This is a genomic window from Pseudomonas sp. BNK-7, assembly GCF_048072025.1.
Classification (GTDB): Bacteria; Pseudomonadota; Gammaproteobacteria; order Pseudomonadales; family Pseudomonadaceae; genus Aquipseudomonas; species Aquipseudomonas danubii.
The window spans coordinates 2,559,358-2,579,737 of record NZ_CP182252.1 but is presented as its reverse complement, the minus strand read 5'-3'; the positions used below and the strand labels follow the sequence as shown (position 1 = coordinate 2,579,737).

Sequence of the window (20,380 nt, the reverse complement as noted above, 5' to 3'; positions counted from 1 at the left end):
CAGTCTGTGCGTATGAAAAACCCACCTGACGGTGGGTTTTTTTATGCCTCGCGCGCCCTCCCCTCAGCCGCCGGCACCATTGAGCAGGAACACCGGCTCGCGCAGGTAATCCAGGCCCAGTCGGGTTTCGAAGGTCTCGTCGCGCAAGGCTGCCGTGGTGCAGCTCTTGAGCCCCAGCGCCGTGGCCACCAAGGCGAAGCTCTGGCTCAGGTGGCCGCAGTCCATCAAGGCCACGCGCAAGGCCCGGCTGCCCGGGTATTTCCAGGCCAGGCGCTCAAGCCGCGCGGTGGACAGAAACACCACGGCGGCCTTGCTGATCCAGTCCTGCTCGCCACAGGCTGCGCCAATCCACTCCCCGGGGTCCTCTCGCGACAGCAGTTCAAGCCCGTGCCGACGCACCGAATAGTGGTACAACCCTGCCTCGAAGCCCTGCACATTGAGCAAGATCGGATAGACCTCGATGGCATGCAGAGAGCCGCCGGACGCCGAGGTTTTCTTCAGGAAGAAGTCGCCCATGGGGTTGCGGCGCATCTGGGTAGCGCCCCAGGTGTAATACAGCAGCAGGGACAACTGCCGGGCGCTCAAGGGCGAACCGTCGAAGGTCCGGCAAGTCTCGCGATCGCTCAAGGTATCCATCAGGCCCTGCTGACCCAACGCCGGTGCAGATGCCAACAGAGGATTGTCCAGGGCAAGGAACGGGTGAGAAAAGTAGTCCTTGAACGCCGATGGCTGACGCTGCTGCAACGCCTTGCCAGCCAGCTGTTCTTCCATCTGCGCCACACTGATGTAGGGCGTAGCGGTTTGAGTGCGAGTCCCCAGGTAGAAATCCAGGGCGTCCTGCCAATGGGCCCAGATATCGCCGGCGTCCTCGGGCTCGGCAAGGCCCTGGGACTGCCCGGGCTGCAACAGGCCCAACTCAATCAGCTCCTGGAGCACCGCCAGGCTCTCGCCCTGCAACGCGCCGGGTAGCAAGAGTGCGCTGTCCAGGGTCCGCGGGCAGAGAAAATGCCGTACCAGCGGCAAAAACTCCGTCGACAACTCCAGGTCCAGGCCGCGCCGACGATCGCGCAGGGAAAAGGCCTGATGGGCGAAACCGAGCCAGGTCCCCGGCCGCAGTTCGAACAAGCTCTGGCCATCCACCGCGCCAACCGTCGGGGCCGGCACACTGGCAACAGGCGCGGCCTGCCAGAACAGAGGTTCGGGCCGCAGGGCCTTGATCTCCTTGATCAGCGCCGACAACTGCGGGTCCTCGGCTCGATCGGCAATGTCCCACTCGATGGTGACCGCCTTGAGCGGCGCACACTGCAAGAGTTGGCGCAATATGTCCCAGTCCCGGCGCGGATCGCCGATATGCACCTCAATCAGACGTTGCAGCGGCAATGAGCGCAGGTAATCGCGCAAGTCGTAGCCCAGGGCCCTGGCCGTGCTGATGGCGCTATCCAGGTCCAGAAGAAAGCCACTGTCACTGCGCTCGACCACACTGCAAATGAACCCGCCTTCGGAGAGTTCCTGGCCAATGTCCATGGAAAACAGCCGGGGGGCGTTCTCCAGCACCAGGGGGGTCCGGGTGAAGGCCTGCAGCTCGATGGCATTGGCCACCACCGTATCGGCCACTTCACGGGCCAGGCTCGGCAGAATGAAATGCTGGGTATCACCCCCCTGAAACCGTGACCAGGAAATATGCTCCGCCAGCCAGGGGGATGAGGTTCGGTCGCACAGACGACGGGTCATGCGCAAAAACTCCCGATCCATCTCAATACCGACGCTACCCAGGGACAGGCTGGAAGAATGCAGCAGCACCGGCACCCGTCCGCCCAGCTCATTCAGCCGCGGCTGCAGAATGCAGTGGGTGGGCTGGAATTCCAGGTAATCGAAGTACGGCAGCCCTTCATCCAGAATCCGCTCGATGGTGGGATCGAGCCCTGCTGAGCCGGCCCCGGCGCCATGTGGCAAATGATATTCCAGCCCCACCCCGGCCTCGGGGAAACGCGAAGAATCGAAGTTTTGCATGTCCGCCTCCCTGGCTCAGGCCGTCAGGTGCAGGGGCGCGGCAACGGTGCTGGCACCTTCGCCTCGACTCAGCAACCCGGCATGACGACGCTCCAGCCGATGCACTTCCTGCATCAGGTTACCCAGCAGTTCCCGCCCTTGCGCGGTGAAGCCCGGTGCGGTTTCAAAATCCGCCAGCGCCTTGCTCAAGCCCCGCAGGATAAACAGCATGCGCTGCTCGGCCCGGCGCATTTCCTCTGCCGGACGGGCCTGGACCCGCTCCAGGTACTTGACCAGGGCGATGTAGACGTAGAAGGCATGGAAGTAGCCATACAAGTCACGCTGCTGCCCCGACCAGGGCAAGGAATACAGGGCTTCTTTGGAGGCGTGGGGCTCCACCACCGCAGCGACTTCAACGATGTTGTACAGCAGCTGATGGGTCGCTTCATGCACCAGCGACTCTTCCATATCGAGTATCGAGTTGTCCCGGCTCGACAGCAGGATCACCCCGGTATAACGGGACGCCGAGCAACTGCGAAAACTGCCGTCGGGCAAATAGCACACGGCCTTGACCAGCACTTGCCACTGTTCATGACAGGCCGGCCAGGTGTGCTTGATCCGCAGCAGGGCAAGCTGCATGACGTCCTTGAAAAAGGCTTTGGAATAACCCGCCCGCTCCAGCTGACGCCGGGTTTGCTCATCTGGCGGATAGTCATAACTGGGCGGCGTGACCTGGGTGATCAACGGGTCGACATCGAATCGATAAACCGGCGGGTATTGCTCATCGACCTGTGCATCCTGCGAAGCTTCGATCCGTTGCAGAACTTGCGCAAACTCCAGCAGCCTGGCTTTAACTTCAGCATCATCCAGCGTCTTTCCGGTCAACAGATAGTTAACATCACGAAACGTCAGAATACTCCAGATCTGAAACACTGGATGGGCGATAAGTTTGGCGCGAGCACTGGGCGGAGACAGAATAATATCCAGCGCCTGTTTAAAAAAAAGATTCAACGCAGAGTCGGCGACAAACAACTTTGACAGCTCGGCATATAACGCGACAAACATCGTATAACGATTCTTTTCGACTTGCTCCTGTAACTTTAAAAAACGTTCCGGCTCGCTGTCCGGGAGAAAAGTAGTGCCCTGAAATAGCTCATCAATGGAAAGTTCTGGTTGCTGACTGTTAACGCTGTCCATGGTTCAACCTTCCCTTAAGGTCACGGCAAGGGCTTGCTCATCGTCAGGCTGGCGACTTCATAGCCCAGCAGTTCATAAAGACGACGCGCCCCTAGGTTGTGCCCGAAGACATGCAAACGCATCTCGTCACACCCCCACTCACGCGCCGCCGACTCACCGGCCAGCAGCGTCTGCCTGGCGTAACCCCGGCGACGTTCGATCGGTTCGATATAAAGATCGAGGATGAAGGCAATCCGTCGAGAGCCCACCTGGCGCTCAGCGATCCACAACTCGCCCACCGCCCGTCCCGCACACAGCGCCCGCCACAAGTGATTGTGCGTACTCAGACGCCCCTGCGGCAGCAACTGGCGGAACACCTCTGCCGCCTGGAGCGACGCCTGCTCCGGCAACCACTCACCGGCCGCCACCATGCCGGCGGCGTATTCATCCAGGGCTCGCTGGGCGAAACGACTGAAGTCGGCTTCCTGCATCGACACCAGGGTGATGGACACGGACAGACACTCCACGATGACCTTGAATCCCGGTTCCGGTGTGCCGCACTGATGAAAACTTGAGCGCGGCACACCGGACTGCACACGCCTGGCTCAGTCCATGCGCGCCTGTTGCTGTTGAGTGTCAAAGATTGCCGCGACACCAATTTTGTCGCGAATCGCCGAACCGGCGCTGGTCAGTTTTGCCGTATCGATACTTTTCACTGCACCCACTTCGGTAACACTCAGGTGCACACCGATACCTTTGGCCGCTGCTTCTGGGTCCTTTTGCAACTGTGCGGCGAACTCCTTATCCAGAAGTGCGCGACCGACTACCGACGCCAAGCGTTCCTGATTGACTCTCGTACTCATGGTATTTCTCCTTGTATATTCACAACACGATAAAAAGCCCTCTCCCGACGAAACTTTAAACTTATCCTTGTCCGCCTTGAGGAACTTCAATATAGCAAGGCAAACCTGCTTTTCCAGCGAACACAAACCTTTCACTTAAACCTTTTTACGATAATCGATAACACCGAATATCAAGTTTAACTGGCGATTAGCCCTATATCCTTTTATATAAGAACAACATCCAACAACAAGGATTTACTACTAAAGCAATAAGTCCTTTTTATTAACTAGTTGATAGCGCCCGCAGCGTCATGGAAATAGCGCAACTTCCAGCATTGATCGATCAGCGAGGACAAGCTCAGGATTCATCAGGGATATATCCCCTGGCAGCCCACCCCACCCGGCCCGATAACTGTTCGTTAATCGCCCAGAACCCGCATTCGCCAATTGATCGGCCCTGATCCGCGACGCACCATTCCCGGCACCCGAACACACCAATAACAACAGGTTCGATGCCATGCCCTCACGTCCTGCCCGCTCCGGCTGATCCTGCAAGCACCTCCTCCCACACCTTGAAAGCTGTCCGCATGGGCTTTTTGCGGCAGTGGATAGTTGCACCCCTAACAATTAGAGAGACCGACGAATGAAGCCAATCACCCCGCCGCAATACCTTCTGCCCAGCCTTCTGGCCCTGGCGCTGACCAGCGCCGCCCTGCCGGTCATGGCCGCAGAGTCGGGCTTTCTCGAAGATGCCCAGGCCAACCTGAACCTGCGCAACTTCTACATCAACCGCAACTTCACCAACCCGAGCAAGGTCCAGGGCAAGGCTGAAGAGTGGACCCAGAGCTTCATCCTCGACGCCAAGTCAGGATTCACCCAGGGCACGGTAGGCTTCGGCATGGATGTATTGGGCCTGTACTCGCTGAAGCTCGACGGTGGCAAGGGCACCGGTGGCACCCAGCTGCTGCCCCTGGACCACGACGGGCGCCCGGCGGACAACTTCGGGCGCCTGGGAGTGGCCTTCAAGGCCCGGCTGTCGCAGACCGAGGTCAAGGTTGGCGAATGGATGCCAGTGCTGCCAATCCTGCGTTCGGATGACGGTCGCTCGCTGCCGCAGACCTTCCGCGGCGGCCAGATCACCTCGAAGGAAATCGCCGGCCTGACCCTCTACGGCGGTCAGTTCCGTGGCAACAGCCCCCGCGACGACAGCAGCATGAGCGACATGACAATGTTCGGCAAAGCGGCCTTTACCTCGGATCGCTTCAACTTCCAGGGAGCCGAATACGCCTTCAATGACAAGCGCACCCAGATCGGCCTGTGGAATGCCGAGCTCAAGGACATCTACAACCAGCAGTTCGTCAACCTGATCCACACCCAGCCGCTGGGCGACTGGACCCTGGGGGCCAACCTGGGCTTCTTCTACGGCAAGGAAGACGGCAGCGCCCGGGCCGGCGATCTGGAAAACCGCACCTGGTCCGGCCTGTTCTCGGCCAAATACGGCGGCAACACCTTCTACGTCGGCCTGCAGAAACTCACTGGCGACAGCGGCTGGATGCGGGTCAATGGCACCAGCGGCGGGACCCTGGCCAACGACAGCTACAACGCCAGCTACGACAACGCCAAGGAAAAATCCTGGCAACTGCGCCATGACTACAACTTCGCCGCCCTGGGCGTGCCTGGTTTGACCCTGATGAACCGCTACATCAGCGGCAGCAACGTACACACCGCTACGGTCAGCGATGGCAAGGAGTGGGGCCGGGAAAGCGAGCTTGGGTACACGGTGCAGAGCGGCACCTTGAAGAACCTCAACCTGAAATGGCGCAACTCCACCATGCGCCGTGATTTCAGCAACAACGAGTTCGACGAGAACCGCCTGATCGTCAGCTATCCGCTGAGCCTGCTGTAACCGCGCAACGCCCAACAAAAAGGCCAGCCCGGTGATCGGGCTGGCCTTTTTATTGGGCCATGGAACGGATTACACACGCGATTCGGTGCCCAACTCGTCCCAAACCGATTCGGCCAGGTGGAAGGTGGCATTGGCTGCCGGGATGCCGCAGTAGATCGCGCTCTGCATGATCACTTCCTTGATCTCGGCTCGGCTCACACCGTTGTTGGCCGCTGCCCGCAGGTGCAGCTTGAGTTCTTCGTTGCGGTTCATGCCGATCAGCATGGCGATGGTGATCAGGCTGCGGGTATGCCGCGGCAGGCCCGGACGGGTCCAGATATCACCCCAGGCATGGCGGGTGATCATTTCCTGGAACTCCGAGTTGAACTCGTTCAGGGCATTCAGGCTGCGGTCCACATGGGCGTCGCCCAGTACGGCGCGGCGGACCTGCATACCTTCGTCATAACGTTGTTTCTCGTCCACAAAGGGCTCCTTGAATCCGAGGTCAGGCCAGCAGGAATTCCACGACACGGTCGCTGAACGCGTCACCGGCCTGGACGTTGGACAGGTGCGCGGCATAGAACTCGGCGTACTCGGCGCCGGCCACGTGCTGCTGGATGAAGTGACTGCCAGACGGCGGTGTCACCGCGTCTTCGCTGCCGGCGATCACCAGGGTCGGCACCTTGATTGCTGCCAGTTGCTCACGGAAATCCGCATCCCGCACCGCTGCGCAGTTGGCGGCATAACCCTGGGGCGAGGTGGCGGCGAGCATGTCGGTGATCAGTTTGGCCTGATCAGGACGCGCGGCGGCAAAGTCCTCGGTGAACCAGCGGGCAATGGAGGCATCGCGCAACGCCACCATGGCAGCCTGGCCGTCACGCAGCACGGTCTCGATCCGTGGGTTCCAGATGGAAGGGTCGCCGATCTTCGCCGCGGTGTTGCACACCACCAGCTTGTGCAGACGCTCGCCGGCATTGATCCCCAGCCACTGGCCGATCAGGCCGCCCATGGACAGACCGCAGAAATGCGCCCGGCGGATATCCAGGGCATCCAGCAGTGCCAGCACATCCTGGCCCAGTTGTTGGATGCTGTAAGGCCCCTCGGTCACCAGCGAACGGCCATGGCCGCGAGTGTCCATGCGCAACACCCGAAAGTGCCGGGTGAACGCCGCGATCTGCTTGTCCCACATGTGCAGATCGGTGCCCAGGGAGTTGGACAGCACCAGTACCGGCGCGCCCTCTGGTCCTTCGAGTTGATAGTGCAGATCGCCCTCGGCGAGTTTCACGAATCCCACAGCAGTCTCCTTCAGGCCTTCAAGGCAAAATGTTCAGCCACGGCACGCTCGACCCAGGCCTGGGCCTGACCGAGGTAATGCGCCGGGTCCATCAGACGATCCAGCTCTGGCGCCGACAGCTCGGCGCTGACCTGGGCATCGTCCGCCAATACCTCGCGCAAATGGCGTCGTTCAGCCACCGCACGCTTGCAGCATTGTTCCAACAGGTGATGGGCCGTCTCCCGCCCCAGGCGCTGGGCCAGCTCAATGCTCACCGCTTCCGCCAGAACCAGGCCCTGGGTCAGGTCAAGGTTGCGCGCCATGCGTGCGCTGTCGACCTCCAGGCCCTCGGCGACCAGCAAGGCTTGTTGCAGGGCTCCGGACACCAGGCAGCAGATCTCCGGCAGGGTTTCCCATTCGGCGTGCCACAGGCCGAGGCTGCGCTCGTGCTCCTGGGGCATGGCGGCAAACATCGTCGCCAAGAGGCCCGGAACCCGGGTCGCGGCGCTGATCAATACCGCCGCGCCCACCGGATTGCGCTTGTGCGGCATGGTGGACGAACCGCCCTTGCCCGGCGCCGAAGGCTCGAAGACTTCCGCCGCCTCGGTCTGCATCAACAGGCTGATATCCCGCCCCAGCTTGCCCAGGCTGCCGGCCAGCAGGCCCAGCACCGAGGCGAACTCCACCAGACGGTCGCGCTGGGTGTGCCAGGGCTGTTCCGGCAGGCTCAGTTGCAGTTCTTGCGCCAGGGCCTGGGCAATCGGCAGGGCCTGTTCGCCCAGGGCCGCCAGGGTTCCGGAGGCACCGCCGAACTGCAGCACCAGCAGACGCGGCTTGAGTTGCTGCAGCCGTTCGCGGCTGCGGGTCACGGCCCCCAGCCAACCGGCGATCTTCATGCCCAGGGTCACCGGCGTGGCATGTTGCAGCCAGGTACGGCCGGCTAGGGGCGTGTCGGCATAGCGCTGGGCCTGGGCCGCGAGTATGCCGCCCAGACGGTTCAGGTCCTGCTCCAGCAAGTCCACGGCGCGGCGCAATTGCAGCACCAGCCCGCTGTCCATCACGTCCTGGCTGGTGGCGCCCAGGTGCACATAACGCTCGGCCTCGGCATCGGTCCGGGCGATTTGCTTGCCCAGGGCCTTGACCAGAGGAATCGCCGAATTGCCGGCCGTGGCGATCGCTTCACCCAGGGCCTGGAAGTCATAGAGATGGGCGTGGCAAGCCGCCTCGATGGGGGCAACCGCCGCGCTTGGAATCAACCCGGTCCGCGCCTCGGCCCGGGCCAGGGCAGCCTCGAAGTCGAGCATGGCCTGGACCCGTCCCTGGTCACAGAACACCCCACGCATTTCCCGGGCAGTAAAGTAGGCATCGAACAACTGGTTGCTCGCAGGTAAGGTCATAAACAGTCCTTGGTGCGCCTGTGCCCTGGGCGGGCACAGGCGTACGGGTCAAAGGTCATGGTGCAAGTATGCAGCCTGTTTCGGCAGACGCAGGCTGAACAGGAAAGCAATCGCCATCATCGCCGTGACATACCAGTAGAAGGTGTTTTCCATGCCCATGTTCTTGAAGTTCAGGGCCACCCATTCTGCCGAGCCACCGAAGATCGCATTGGCCACCGCATAAGCCAAGCCTACCCCCAGCGCCCGCACTTGTGGCGGGAACATCTCCGCCTTCACCAGGCCGCTGATGGAGGTGTAGAAACTGACGATGGCCAGGGCCAGGGTGATCAGTACAAAGGCCAGGAACGGACTGGTGACGGTCTTGAGGGTCATCAGGATCGGCACCGTGAACAGGGTGCCCAGGGCGCCGAACCAGAGCATCGAGTTACGCCGGCCAATCCTGTCCGCGAGCATTCCGAACAGCGGCTGCATGCACATATAAAGGAACAGCGCGCCGGTCATGATGTAGCTGGCGGTCTTGGCGTGCATGCCCGCGGTGTTCACCAGGTACTTCTGCATGTAGGTGGTGAAGGTGTAGAAAATCAGCGAGCCGCCAGCAGTGTAGCCCAGCACGGTGATAAAGGCCGCCGAGTGATGCTTGAACAGCGCGGCGATGCTGCCGGCGTCCTTGTTATCACGCATTTCCTTGCTGGTGGTTTCCTTCAGCGAACGCCGCAGCAGCAACGAGATCACCGCCGCGATGGCGCCGATCACGAAGGGAATGCGCCAACCCCAGGCCTTGAGCTCGGCCTCATCGAGAAACTGCTGGAGGATCACCACCACCGACACCGCCAGCAGTTGTCCGCCGATCAGGGTCACGTACTGGAAGGACGCGAAGAAACCGCGCTGGCCCTTGAGCGCCACTTCACTCATGTAGGTGGCGGTGGTGCCGTACTCGCCGCCCACCGACAACCCCTGGAACAGGCGCGCCACCAGCAGCAGGAACGGCGCCCAGGCACCGATGCTGGCGTAGGTTGGCAGGAAGGCGATGACCAGGGAGCCGGCGCACATCATCAGCACCGAGATCATCATCGAGTTCTTGCGCCCATGACGATCGGCAACCCGGCCGAACAGCCAGCCGCCGATGGGACGCATCAGGAACCCCGCAGCGAATACCCCGGCCGTGTTGAGCAGTTGCACGGTGGGATCGTCAGAGGGGAAGAACGCCGGAGCGAAGTAGATGGCGCAAAAGGCATAGACGTAGAAGTCGAACCACTCCACCAGGTTGCCGGAGGAAGCACCGACAATGGCAAAGATCCTTTTGCTGCGCTCCTCTGCGGTGTAGTGACTTGTCGTTGTAGTCATGGTTTTTCACTCATGGGGGACAGTGCGAATCTAGACACACTTTGCAACAACCCCGTTCCCTACGGGACGTGGGCCCTGTGGTTCTGCCCTGTAGCCGCTGCCGAGCCACGGCGAGGCTGCGAAAGGCCGGGCCGCGTTCGGTACGCAGGGCCTTGCTCGGCAATCTCTCGCCAAACTCGCCGCAACCTTGAGAACCCCGCGCCCCTTCGGGTCGTTCGCAGCCTGCGGCAGCGGCTACACAGTGCTCCGGCTCAGTAGTCGAAGAACACGGTTTCGGCGTCGGTACCCTGGAGGATCACGTTCCACTGATAGCGGCCCTCGGCGTCGGACTTGGCCAGCAAGGTGCTGCGGCGCTCCTCGGGTACACAGGCCAGCAAGGGGTCGGTGGCATTGGCCGGTTCACCCTCGAAATAGATCCGGGTCAGCAAGTGCTTGACCAGGCCCCGAGCGAACACCAGCACCACCAGGTGCGGCGCCTGGGTCGTGCCCTTCAGACCCGGCACCGCGCCCGGCTTGATGGTGGTGAAGCGGAAGCGCCCTTCGCCATCCACCGGGACTCGGCCAAAACCCTGGAAGCTCGGGTCCAGAGGTTTGTCCTGGTCGTCCTCGCAGTGGCGGTACTTGCCGGCAGCGTTGGCTTGCCAGACTTCCAGCATGGCGTCGTTGACGAAGTTGCCGTTGCCGTCCACCACCTGGCCGGTGATTGCCACTCGCTCGCCCAGAGTGCCTTCCTCGGTGAGGTCTTCGCGGTTCAGCCAGGTCAGGCCGATGTGGTAGTAGGGGCCGACGGTGTGGGAGGTAGTCGCGGTCAGGCTCATGTTATTTCTCCATCGGCGTGGCATCGCGGCCGCGCAGGACGATGTCCCAACGGTAACCGAGGGCGTAGGAAGGAATGGTTTTCTCCAGGTCGAAGCGGGCGATCAGGCGTTCCTTGGCACGGGTGTCCGGCACGCAGTTGTAGATCGGGTCATATTCCAGCAGCGGGTCCCCGGGGAAATACATCTGGGTCACCAGACGGGTGAGGATGCTCGGGCCGAACAGCGAAAAATGGATATGCGCCGGACGCCAGGCATTGTGGTGGTTGCCCCAGGGGTAGGCGCCGGGCTTGATGGTCTGGAACTGATACCAGCCCTCAGCATCGGTGACGGTGCGCCCGGTGCCGGTGAAGTTCGGGTCCAGGGGCGCGTCGTGCAGGTCGCGGTCGTGGTTGTAGCGACCGGCGGCGTTGGCCTGCCAGATCTCCACCAGGATGCCCGGCACCGGCAGGCCGTTCTCGTCCAGCACCCGGCCGTGGATGATGATCCGCTCGCCCTGGGGCTGGCCTTGGTGCTGGGCCGTCAGGTCGTTGTCCCGCTCCTGGATCGACTCGGCGCCGATGCTCGGGCCGGTGATTTCCGACAGCGAATGGGGCAGGAACACCAGCGGCTTGGACGGCGAGCGGGTGTTGGTCGACTGGTAGGCCGGGTGCAGGTAATCAGGCTGAGTACCCGCTTGCGGGCGCCGGTAACCGGGCTTGTCACTCATGGTGGTTCCTCGTTCTCTTCTTATATAGGGCAGGCATTCAAACCCGCTCGATGGCCAGTGCCAGCCCTTGGCCGACGCCCACGCACATGGTGGCCAGGCCTTTTTTACCGCCGCTCTTTTCCAGCTGATGCAGAGCTGTCAGCACCAGGCGCTGCGCCACTCATGCCCAAGGGGTGACCCAGGGCAATGGCGCCGCCATTGGGATTGACCTGCGGCGCATCGTCGGCAAGACCCAGCTCCCGCAGTACCGCCAAACCCTGGCTGGCGAAAGCTTCATTGAGTTCGATCACATCGAAGTCGCTGACGGCCACACCCAGGCGCTCGATCAGTTTGCGCACCGCCGGCACCGGGCCGATGCCCATCACGCGTGGCGCCACACCGGCGCTGGCCATGCCCAGCACTCGCGCACGTGGAGTCAGGCCGTGTTTCTTGACCGCCTCGGCCGACGCCAGAATCAGTGCGGCAGCACCGTCGTTGACCCCGGACGCATTGCCGGCGGTGACGGTCTTGTCCGGGCCGTTGACCGGCTTGAGTTTGCCCAGGGCTTCCAGGGTCGTGTCGGCCCGTGGATGTTCGTCCTGTTCCACCACGCTCTCACCCTTCTTGTGGGCAATGCGCACCGGGACGATTTCCTCGGCGAAGAAACCGGCGGCCTGGGCCGCGGCGGTGCGCTGCTGGCTGCGCAGGGCGAAGGCGTCCTGGTCAGCGCGGGACACTTTATAGTCGTCGGCCACGTTGTCGGCGGTCTGGGGCATGGCATCCACACCGTACTGGGCCTTCATCAACGGGTTGATGAAGCGCCAGCCGATGGTGGTGTCTTCCAGCTTCATGTTGCGCGAGAAGGCGGCATCGGCCTTGCCCATCACAAAGGGCGCGCGGGACATGGACTCGACGCCGCCGGCGATGGCCAGTTCCATCTCGCCACTGGCAATGGCGCGGAAGGCGGTGCCGATGGCATCCATGCCCGAGGCGCAGAGGCGGTTGAGGGTGACGCCCGGCACGCTGTCCGGCAGGCCCGCCAGCAGCAGCGCCATGCGCGCCACGTTGCGGTTGTCTTCACCGGCCTGGTTGGCGCAGCCGAGGAACACCTCATCCACGGCATTCCAATCCACCGTCGGGTTGCGCTCCATCAGCGCCTTGATCGGCACCGCCGCCAGGTCGTCGGCGCGCACCGCCGACAGGCCGCCGCCAAAGCGGCCGATGGGGGTACGAATGGCATCACAGATGAATACGTCGCGCATCAGGCTTCTCCAGGTGCTTGGCCGTGGGCCGCAGCGGTGCGTGCTTCCAGCTCACGCAGGGCGGTCAGTTCGACTTCAGTAGGCGCGGCCGTCTCGGCCACGTGCTCGGCGAAACGGATCGCCCAGCCGGTGGCGGCCACCACCTGCTCGCGGGTCACCCCCGGGTGCAGGGAAGTGACGACGAATTCGTGGGTACCGGCTTCCGGCTCCATGATGCACAGGTCGGTGATGATCCCCACCGGCCCGGCGCCGGGCAGGCCCAGACGCTTGCGCGAGTCGCCGCCCTCGCCGTGACCGACGGAGGTGATGAAGTCCAGCTTGTCGACAAAGGAACGGGAAGACTGCTTGAGGATGATCAGCACGCTTTTAGCCGAACCGGCGATCTCCGGAGCACCGCCGGCCCCCGGCAGGCGCACCTTGGGCCGGTGGTAATCACCCACCACTGTGGTGTTGATGTTGCCGAAGCGGTCGACCTGGGCCGCGCCGAGGAACCCCACATCGATGCGCCCACCTTGCAGCCAGTAGCGGAAAATCTCTCCGGTGGGGACGACGGTGTCGGCAGTTTCCGCCAGTTCACCGTCACCGATGGACAGCGGCAGCACGCTGGGCTTGGCACCAATCGGGCCGGATTCGTAGATCAGCACCACGTCCGGCGACGAGGTCAGGCGCGCCAGGTTGGCGGCCTTGGACGGCAGGCCGATGCCGACGAAGCATACCGAACCGTTCTGCAGGCGACGGGCCGCGGCCACGGTCATCATTTCATTGGTGGAGTAGGTCATTACTGGGCCTCCGAAGCTGCGGCCAGCTTGGCCTGGAATTCGCTGAAGTCGGCACTGCCGTGGATGTATTCGTTGATCCACGCGGTGAAGGTCTCACGGTCGCGGGCAATCGGGTCCCAGGCCTGGTAGAAACGGTTGTCGCGCTCGGAATAACCATGGGCGTAGGACGGATGGGCGCCGCCGGGCACATGGCACACCGCGCTCAGGGCCCAGGTCGGCAGCACGCAGGCGTTCATCGGCGCATTCAGGTCGTCGACGATTTCCTCGACGGTGACGATGCAGCGCTTGGCGGCCAGGGCGGCCTCTTTCTGCACCCCAAGGATGCCCCACAGCAGGACGTTGCCCTTGCGATCGGCTTTCTGCGCGTGAATCACCGTCACGTCGGGACGCACCGAAGGCACCGCCGCCAGCACTTCACCGGTGAAGGGACAGGTCACGGTCTTGATCAGTGGATTGACCTTGGGCAGATCGGAGCCGGCATAGGCCCGCAGTACCGCGAATGGCAGGCCGGAGGCCCCGGCCACATAGGCGTTGGCCAGGTCGGCGTGGCTGTGCTCTTCAATTTCCAGGGGCTGTGGCCACTGCTTTTCCACGGCGTCGCGCAGGCGATGCAGGGAGCCAACACCCGGGTTGCCACCCCAAGAGAAAATCAGCTTGCGAGCGCAACCGGCACCGATCAACTGGTCGTAGATCAGGTCAGGCGTCATCCGTACCAGGGTCAGGTCTTTCTTGCCCTGGCGGATGATTTCATGACCTGCGGCCGTAGGAATCAGGTGGGTGAAGCCTTCGAGTGCGACGGTGTCACCGTCGTTGACGAATTGCTTCACCGCGTCGTGCAGCGAAAGGATTTCTGCCATGGATGGGGTCTCCCGATTGTTATTCAGCGACTGGAGAAAAAGGCGCTCTAGGCGCGCCGCAGTGACTGAAGATTAAGCCGGAGCAATACCCCAAACAATCCGATAATCGACTGAGCGTTCGATTATCGAACGGATTGTTGCAGGGCTATCGATTCTTCGCCCTGCACCCAATCCTGCTCCTTGTTGCCTGTCAGGTGGCGTCGGCATGGCTGACCATGCCCTTGATTACTACCGCTGTGGTGGCCAGCGCTGCCGGGATCACCAGCGCGGTCAGCACCTGCTCGAAGTTCCAGCCCAGGCCCAACAGGGTGGCGCCCATCCAGGCACCGAGAATGGCGCCGAATCGACCGATGCCGAGCATCCAGGACACCCCGGTGGCCCGTCCCTGGGTCGGATAGAAACGCGCCGCCAGGGAAGGCATCGCCGATTGCGCACCGTTGACGCACATGCCGGCGATCAGCACCAGGGTGGCGAGCACGGTGATGTTGCCCAGGCTTTGTCCCACGGCGTAGGCAAAGACCCCGGCCAGCAGGTAGAAGCAGCCAATCACCTTGTGCGGATTGAAACGGTCCATGGCCCAGCCCACGGCGACTGCACTGAGCACCCCGCCAAACTGGAACAAAGCGCCGATAAAGGCGGCCTGCTCCATGCTCGCGCCACTGTCGCGCATCAGGGTCGGCAGCCAGCTGGTCAGCAGGTAGACAATCACCAGGCCCATGAAATAGGTGAGCCACAGCAGCAGCGTGCCGACGCTGTAAGTGCCGGAGAAGATCACGGCAAAAACGTTGCGCGCCTTCACCGTCTTCTGTTCCGGCACGCTGAAACTGCCCGCCTCGCTGACGATGGCCGGAGCGATGGGGGCCAAGGTCTTGCGCACTTTGTCGGTGCCGCGATTGCGCACCACCAAGTAACGCGCCGACTCCGGCAGCCAGACCACCAGCACCAGGGCCAGGATCAGCGGCAGGACGCCACCGATCAGCAGCAGGCTGTGCCAGCCGAAGGCCGGGATCAGCTTGGCGGAAATGAAACCACCGCCCGCCATGCCCAGGTTGAACCCGCAGAACATGCTGGTCACCAACAGCGACTTATGACGCTCGGGGGTGTACTCCGAAAGCAGCGTGGTGGCATTGGGCATCCCCGCCCCCAATCCCAGGCCGGTGAGAAAGCGCAGCACCAGCAACTGGTCGACGTTGGTGCTGTAGGCCGAAGCCAGGCTGAAGGCGCCAAACAGCAGCACCGCCCCTACCAGCACCACCTTGCGACCAAAACGGTCAGCCAGGGGCCCGGAACCCAGGGCACCGAAGACCATGCCGATCAGCGCCGCACTCATCACCGGGCCCAGGCTGGCACGGTCGATGCCCCAGTCCTGGGACAGCGCCGGGGCGATGAAGCCCATGGCCGCGGTGTCCAGCCCATCGAGGAAGACAATCAGGAAACACAGGATCACGACTCGCCACTGGTAACGCGACAGCGGCTGGGAATTGATGAAGGACTGCACATCGAGGCAGTTCCCTACAGCGGATTGGGGTTGATTCATTGTTTTTATTTCCACACTAAAACGCAGGCGCGCACAGGCCGCCAAGGGCTGATCAGGTCACGTAGAAAAGGTGGCGAAAATCAGGCGATTCGAGCGGGACGGCAGGAACGGTCACGGCAACGACGCAGGGAGAGCATGCTCATGAGTTGGCCTCTTCATTATTATTGGACGGGTCATCGGCAGCAGGCTGGCCGCCGATGACGCTGGCGCGACATTAATGAGCCAGGGGAAAGAGCGTCAATTCGTCAAAGGCGGATCTGTGCGTTTATCGAACGCTTAAGCAAACAGCTGGGCGCTGAGATCGCGGCTGGCGCTCAGCAGGCCGGGGAGAAAACGCTGTTCCAATTCGGCGCGGCTGACCCGGCCCGCGTGGGTGCTGACGTTCAACGCCGCCAACACCTGGCCCGAAGCATCGTAGACCGGCACGGCAATTGAACGCAGCCCTTGCTCCAGTTCCTGGTCGACGATGCACCAGCCCTGCTGACGAACTTGCTGCAGGCACTCCAGCAATGCCTCCGGGGTGTGCAGGGTGCGGCTGGTCTTGGCCTGCAGATCGGCGTGTTCCAGATACTCATGCAGCGAAGAATCATCCAGCGCGGCCAACAGAATCCGCCCCATGGACGTGCAGTAGGCCGGTAGCCGGCCGCCCACCGAAAGATCGACGGAAATCAACCGCTGGGTAGTGGCCGAACGGGCGATATAGAGGATGTCGTCGCCTTCCAGGGTGGCCATGTTGCAGGCTTCATGGAGTTGCTCGCTCATGCGGTCCAGATAAGGCTGCGCGGAAACCGCCAGGGGCGTCGACGACAGGTAAGCATGCCCCAGGGTCAGCACCTTGGGCAGCAGCGAATAGGTACGCCCGTCGGTGGTGGCGTACCCCAGCTTGATCAAGGTATGCAGGCAGCGGCGCACTGCCGCTCGGGGAATCTCCGTGCGGTGGCTGATCTGGGCGATGGTCAGGTGACGCTTGCGTTCCTGAAACGCCTGCACCACCGCCAGGCCTCGGGCCAGAGACGTCATGAAATCCGGGTCACCGGTCAACGCCTGAATCCTCTTCGCTGCCGAAGCCACGATGGGCGGCGCCACTGAGGTGAAGGAATTACGCATCTGATCGTTCATTTCAGGGTCTCTGCGATGAAATTCTTCCGTATTACAAGCCGTATTGGAGAGGCAGCACAAGTCAGCCCCTGCAAGATTGGGCGATTATCGAACCGTCGACCGATAATCGCAATCTGCGGTGCTTGCCGCTGCCAACCACTCGCCCACTCTTTTATTGCAAAAACTCATGGTAATAATCACCAGCAGGCGGTGGACTCAGTGACCATCTTCAGGCCTGTCACTTGTATCAAGAGCGGATTAGCCCCATATAGATTTCTGCCAACGGAGTACGAAGACGGGAAGCGCCGTGTAGGAATTCATTAGAACTTCCGTGTCACAAAACGCTCACAATAAAGTTGACAGTTTTAAACTTGCCGAGCGTAGAGTTATTCTTTGCCGAGGCTATACTGCCGAAGTGAGTAACGCGCAATCAGTCCCGCTCGTACCTCGCTCAGGTGACCCAAGGCTGCAATCGGTCACCTGTCGCAAGCGCTTGACCCCTAACCAGATTCGGCCAATCCGCTTGCAACAAACAACACTGTAGCTACGACAGTCGTTTTCATCCGGTGACGTGGCCGCATGCAACAAAAGGCTGGCTGGAAAGAGCAGGCCCCAAGGCCTCGGCAGGCAATCAGTCTGCTTTCTTGATAGTCGCCCACAAGCAATGCGTTGCACCGGAATGGACCCTTACTCAATTAGGTAACACTGTGACGAAAGACGAACTGCGCGCGGAACTTGAGCGCCAGGAACAACGTTACAAGGAAGTTTACGGCGGCGAGATCACCCGTTATGCCGCCCAACCGGAACCTGAACGCAAACCTTGGCGCAAACGCGCAAGTATTCGCGACCAGGCGTTCACCCAAGAACTGCAAAAGATGGAAAAAGAGCTCAAGGCCGAACAGCCATAATGCCGGCAGCCTGAGCTTCTCAGGGCTTGCTCTCTTGTCCGCTCGATCACCCCAGCGGCCAGGCAGACCATTGATGCTCGCTACCCCGGGCCCCTCACCGCCTCGCCCCACCCACAGCGAGAAACGGTACCCGGCAGGCCCTTTCGTTGAAATTTCATACAAGCGTTTGAACCCTCTCACTCCCGGGCTCAAACCCTCGTCATCGTGCTTTGGCCCAATAAACTCAATGACTTGCCACATTTGGCGAGAATTGGCGAAAACTCTGCTCCCGGTCAGTTTTTTCGTTGAAGAATGTTACCGGTTAGCACCTTGTGCATTGATTAGCAGGGTTTTCTGGCATAATCGCGCCCCCTTATGACCGGGTCAGAAAACCTTCATGATCGATTTATTCAGCGGACTGGATGCTTGGGTGCTTGTGAGCCTCTTGCTCGCCCTGGCTTTTGTCCTCGCCTACGAGTTCATCAACGGCTTTCATGACACCGCAAACGCGGTTGCCACTGTCATCTACACCAAAGCCATGCCGCCACACCTGGCCGTGTTCTTTTCCGGTGTCTTCAATTTCCTCGGCGTGCTGCTGGGCGGCGTCGGCGTGGCCTATGCCATCGTTCACCTGCTGCCGGTCGAGCTGCTGATCAATGTCAACACCGGTCACGGTCTGGCCATGGTCTTCTCGTTGCTGGCCGCGGCCATCGCCTGGAACCTGGGCACCTGGTACTTCGGCATCCCGGCTTCCAGTTCCCACACCCTGATCGGCTCGATCCTCGGTGTCGGCCTGGCCAACGCCCTGCTCAACGACATTCCCCTGGGGGACGGCGTGAACTGGCAGAAAGCGATCGATATCGGGGCCTCCCTGGTGTTCTCGCCGATGGCCGGCTTCCTTATAGCTGCGCTGGTGCTGATTGGTCTGAAATGGTGGCGTCCGATCTCGAAGATGCACAAGACCCCGGAACAGCGCCGCAAGGTCGATGACAAGAAGCACCCACCGTTCTGGAACCGCCTGGTCCTAGTGATCTCGGCGATGGCCGTGAGCTTCGTCCACGGTTCCAACGATGGTCAGAAAGGCATTGGCCTGATCATGCTGGTGCTGATCGGCATCGTGCCTGCGCAGTTCGTGCTGGACCTCAACAGCACTACCTACCAGATCGAGCGTACCCGCGACGCGACCCTGCACCTGAGTCAGTTCTACGAGCGCAACCACGACTCCCTGGGCGAGTTCCTGGCCCTGGGCAAGAGCGTGAAAGACGACCTGCCGGGCAAGTTCCGCTGCAACCCGCAACAGACCGAGCCCACCATCAGCGCCCTGCTGAGCAGCCTCAAGGGTGTCGCCGACTACCACTCGCTGTCGCCGGAAAGCCGTATCGAAGTGCGTCGCTACCTGCTGTGCCTGGACGACACGGCGAAGAAAGTGGGCAAACTGCCGAACCTGTCGGCCCGCGAAAAGGCTGACCTGGACAAGCTGCGCAAGGACCTGACCGCCACCACCGAGTACGCACCGTTCTGGGTGATCCTGGCGGTGGCCCTGGCACTGGGCCTGGGCACCATGATCGGCTGGAAGCGTGTGGTACTGACCATTGGCGAGAAGATCGGCAAGCAGGGCATGACCTACGCCCAGGGCATGTCGGCACAGATCACCGCGGCGGGCCTGATCGGCCTGGCGAACATCTTCAGCCTGCCGGTCTCCACCACCCACGTACTCTCCTCCGGCGTGGCCGGGACCATGGTCGCCAACAAGAGCGGCCTGCAAGGCGGTACGGTTAAAACCATCCTCTTGGCCTGGGTCCTCACCCTGCCAGCGACCGTGGCCCTGTCTGCCGGTCTGTTCTGGGCGGCCTCCAAAGTCCTGGGTACCTGATACCCCAGCGCCAACAAAAAAGGTGCGCCCCTCGGGACGCACCTTTTTTTATACCTTTTCGACAGGCAAAAAAAAGGGCAACCGAAGTTGCCCAAAATGCCTTGCGTGCTCGTTGCTCTGGAGAGACTTAAGGTTTTTTACGCTTATTCGCGTCTTTCCAGATGAAGAAACCAAACCCTGCGAAAAACAGAACCATGAGGCCGACAGTCAGCACTCCGGCGATCACCACATTGTCGAAAAACATGACTGGCCTCCTGCTCTTGCCCTGTTGCGATGGGGCTAAGTTAACCAAAGAGGCCGCGGGGAAAATTGACCGGGGTCAATGTCGCCCAAGACTGGGCGCGAGGAAGGGGAAATAACTGACCTGTATCAACAGAAAGCGCCCAGTTCAGCGCTTTTTCGGTTTGTTTTTCGGCTTTTTCTTGGCCTTGCCCAAAGGCATGGCCTGCTCGAATGCCTGGCGTACTTCATTCAGGCGTTTCTCGTTCAGGTCATGCACACGCTTGGCGCGTTCAGCATTCAGGTCGATCAGCTTGTCGTCTTGATTCATGGCTTGGCTGGCATCACTGGGAGGTCAATATCAACCGCACTGCTACAGGATGCAGAGCGGCCCTGGCGGATAGGCCAATAATGCGGCGTGACGCCGCACCTGACCAGTGATCAGACCGGCACAGAGGC

The 20,380-nt window shown here is 61.5% G+C and carries 19 protein-coding genes and 1 pseudogene; 3 read left to right on the top strand and 17 right to left on the bottom strand.

Going from position 1 to position 20,380, the window contains the following annotated elements; genetic code table 11:
• Positions 1-63 precede the first annotated feature (63 nt).
• The 4 genes from ACMGF8_RS12030 to ACMGF8_RS12015 form a co-directional block, all read right to left on the bottom strand.
• Positions 64-2,010, bottom strand: a complete 1,947-nt coding sequence (locus ACMGF8_RS12030) for a DUF692 family multinuclear iron-containing protein (protein WP_416759752.1) — start codon at positions 2,008-2,010, stop codon at positions 64-66.
• A 15-nt stretch (positions 2,011-2,025) separates the two neighbouring features.
• Complete coding sequence (locus tag ACMGF8_RS12025; protein ID WP_115581746.1) at positions 2,026-3,186, bottom strand: aKG-HExxH-type peptide beta-hydroxylase; 1,161 nt, start codon at positions 3,184-3,186, stop codon at positions 2,026-2,028.
• A 20-nt stretch (positions 3,187-3,206) separates the two neighbouring features.
• Positions 3,207-3,677 (bottom strand): GNAT family N-acetyltransferase, encoded by a 471-nt coding sequence (locus ACMGF8_RS12020; RefSeq protein WP_240321954.1) that lies wholly within the window; start codon positions 3,675-3,677, stop codon positions 3,207-3,209.
• A gap of 93 nt (positions 3,678-3,770) precedes the next feature.
• Positions 3,771-4,028, bottom strand: a complete 258-nt coding sequence (locus ACMGF8_RS12015) for an Os1348 family RiPP precursor (RefSeq protein ID WP_102861503.1) — start codon at positions 4,026-4,028, stop codon at positions 3,771-3,773.
• Between the two features lie 622 nt (positions 4,029-4,650).
• Here ACMGF8_RS12015 and ACMGF8_RS12010 point away from each other — a divergent pair.
• Positions 4,651-5,913: an OprD family porin gene (locus ACMGF8_RS12010; RefSeq protein ID WP_102861502.1), complete on the top strand. Its 1,263-nt coding sequence runs from the start codon at positions 4,651-4,653 to the stop codon at positions 5,911-5,913.
• A 69-nt stretch (positions 5,914-5,982) separates the two neighbouring features.
• Here ACMGF8_RS12010 and pcaC read toward each other — a convergent pair whose 3' ends face one another.
• The 11 genes and pseudogenes from pcaC to pcaR form a co-directional block, all read right to left on the bottom strand.
• Positions 5,983-6,375, bottom strand: a complete 393-nt coding sequence (gene pcaC, locus ACMGF8_RS12005) for a 4-carboxymuconolactone decarboxylase (RefSeq protein WP_102861501.1) — start codon at positions 6,373-6,375, stop codon at positions 5,983-5,985.
• Between the two features lie 22 nt (positions 6,376-6,397).
• Positions 6,398-7,186, bottom strand: coding sequence for a 3-oxoadipate enol-lactonase (gene pcaD / locus ACMGF8_RS12000; RefSeq protein ID WP_102861500.1), 789 nt, complete (start codon positions 7,184-7,186; stop codon positions 6,398-6,400).
• Between the two features lie 11 nt (positions 7,187-7,197).
• On the bottom strand, positions 7,198-8,562 hold the full coding sequence (locus tag ACMGF8_RS11995; protein ID WP_102878645.1) for a 3-carboxy-cis,cis-muconate cycloisomerase: 1,365 nt from the start codon (positions 8,560-8,562) through the stop codon (positions 7,198-7,200).
• A gap of 48 nt (positions 8,563-8,610) precedes the next feature.
• The gene (locus ACMGF8_RS11990; RefSeq protein ID WP_102861498.1) at positions 8,611-9,906 is read right to left on the bottom strand and encodes an MFS family transporter; all 1,296 of its coding nucleotides are present in this window, start codon (positions 9,904-9,906) and stop codon (positions 8,611-8,613) included.
• A 251-nt stretch (positions 9,907-10,157) separates the two neighbouring features.
• Positions 10,158-10,724: a protocatechuate 3,4-dioxygenase subunit alpha gene (gene pcaG, locus ACMGF8_RS11985; protein ID WP_102861497.1), complete on the bottom strand. Its 567-nt coding sequence runs from the start codon at positions 10,722-10,724 to the stop codon at positions 10,158-10,160.
• A gap of 1 nt (position 10,725) precedes the next feature.
• Positions 10,726-11,430 (bottom strand): protocatechuate 3,4-dioxygenase subunit beta, encoded by a 705-nt coding sequence (pcaH, locus tag ACMGF8_RS11980; protein ID WP_102861496.1) that lies wholly within the window; start codon positions 11,428-11,430, stop codon positions 10,726-10,728.
• A 37-nt stretch (positions 11,431-11,467) separates the two neighbouring features.
• Positions 11,468-12,674: pseudogene (pcaF, locus tag ACMGF8_RS11975) on the bottom strand (3-oxoadipyl-CoA thiolase).
• Positions 12,671-13,450 carry a CoA-transferase subunit beta gene (locus tag ACMGF8_RS11970; protein ID WP_102861494.1) on the bottom strand — a complete coding sequence of 260 codons (780 nt, stop codon included), beginning with the start codon at positions 13,448-13,450 and terminating at the stop codon, positions 12,671-12,673. The pseudogene pcaF and the gene ACMGF8_RS11970 overlap by 4 nt, the downstream one beginning before the upstream one ends.
• On the bottom strand, positions 13,450-14,307 hold the full coding sequence (locus ACMGF8_RS11965) for a CoA transferase subunit A (RefSeq protein ID WP_102861493.1): 858 nt from the start codon (positions 14,305-14,307) through the stop codon (positions 13,450-13,452). Before ACMGF8_RS11965 ends, ACMGF8_RS11970 begins: the two co-directional genes overlap by 1 nt.
• Before the next feature lie 190 nt (positions 14,308-14,497).
• Entirely contained in the window at positions 14,498-15,844 is a 1,347-nt protein-coding gene (locus ACMGF8_RS11960; protein ID WP_102861492.1) for an MFS transporter, read from the bottom strand.
• Between the two features lie 276 nt (positions 15,845-16,120).
• Entirely contained in the window at positions 16,121-16,963 is an 843-nt protein-coding gene (pcaR, locus tag ACMGF8_RS11955; protein WP_016962563.1) for a pca regulon transcriptional regulator PcaR, read from the bottom strand.
• Between the two features lie 686 nt (positions 16,964-17,649).
• Here pcaR and ACMGF8_RS11950 point away from each other — a divergent pair.
• Together ACMGF8_RS11950 and ACMGF8_RS11945 are read left to right on the top strand one after the other, a co-directional pair.
• A complete protein-coding gene (locus ACMGF8_RS11950) occupies positions 17,650-17,850 on the top strand; it encodes a hypothetical protein (RefSeq protein WP_102861491.1) in 201 nt (66 codons plus the stop codon).
• A 376-nt stretch (positions 17,851-18,226) separates the two neighbouring features.
• A complete protein-coding gene (locus ACMGF8_RS11945) occupies positions 18,227-19,702 on the top strand; it encodes an inorganic phosphate transporter (protein ID WP_102861490.1) in 1,476 nt (491 codons plus the stop codon).
• A gap of 127 nt (positions 19,703-19,829) precedes the next feature.
• Here ACMGF8_RS11945 and ccoM read toward each other — a convergent pair whose 3' ends face one another.
• Together ccoM and ACMGF8_RS11935 are read right to left on the bottom strand one after the other, a co-directional pair.
• Entirely contained in the window at positions 19,830-19,946 is a 117-nt protein-coding gene (gene ccoM, locus ACMGF8_RS11940; protein ID WP_015634423.1) for a cytochrome c oxidase subunit CcoM, read from the bottom strand.
• A gap of 144 nt (positions 19,947-20,090) precedes the next feature.
• The gene (locus ACMGF8_RS11935; RefSeq protein WP_162884110.1) at positions 20,091-20,252 is read right to left on the bottom strand and encodes a hypothetical protein; all 162 of its coding nucleotides are present in this window, start codon (positions 20,250-20,252) and stop codon (positions 20,091-20,093) included.
• Positions 20,253-20,380: the final 128 nt, after the last annotated feature.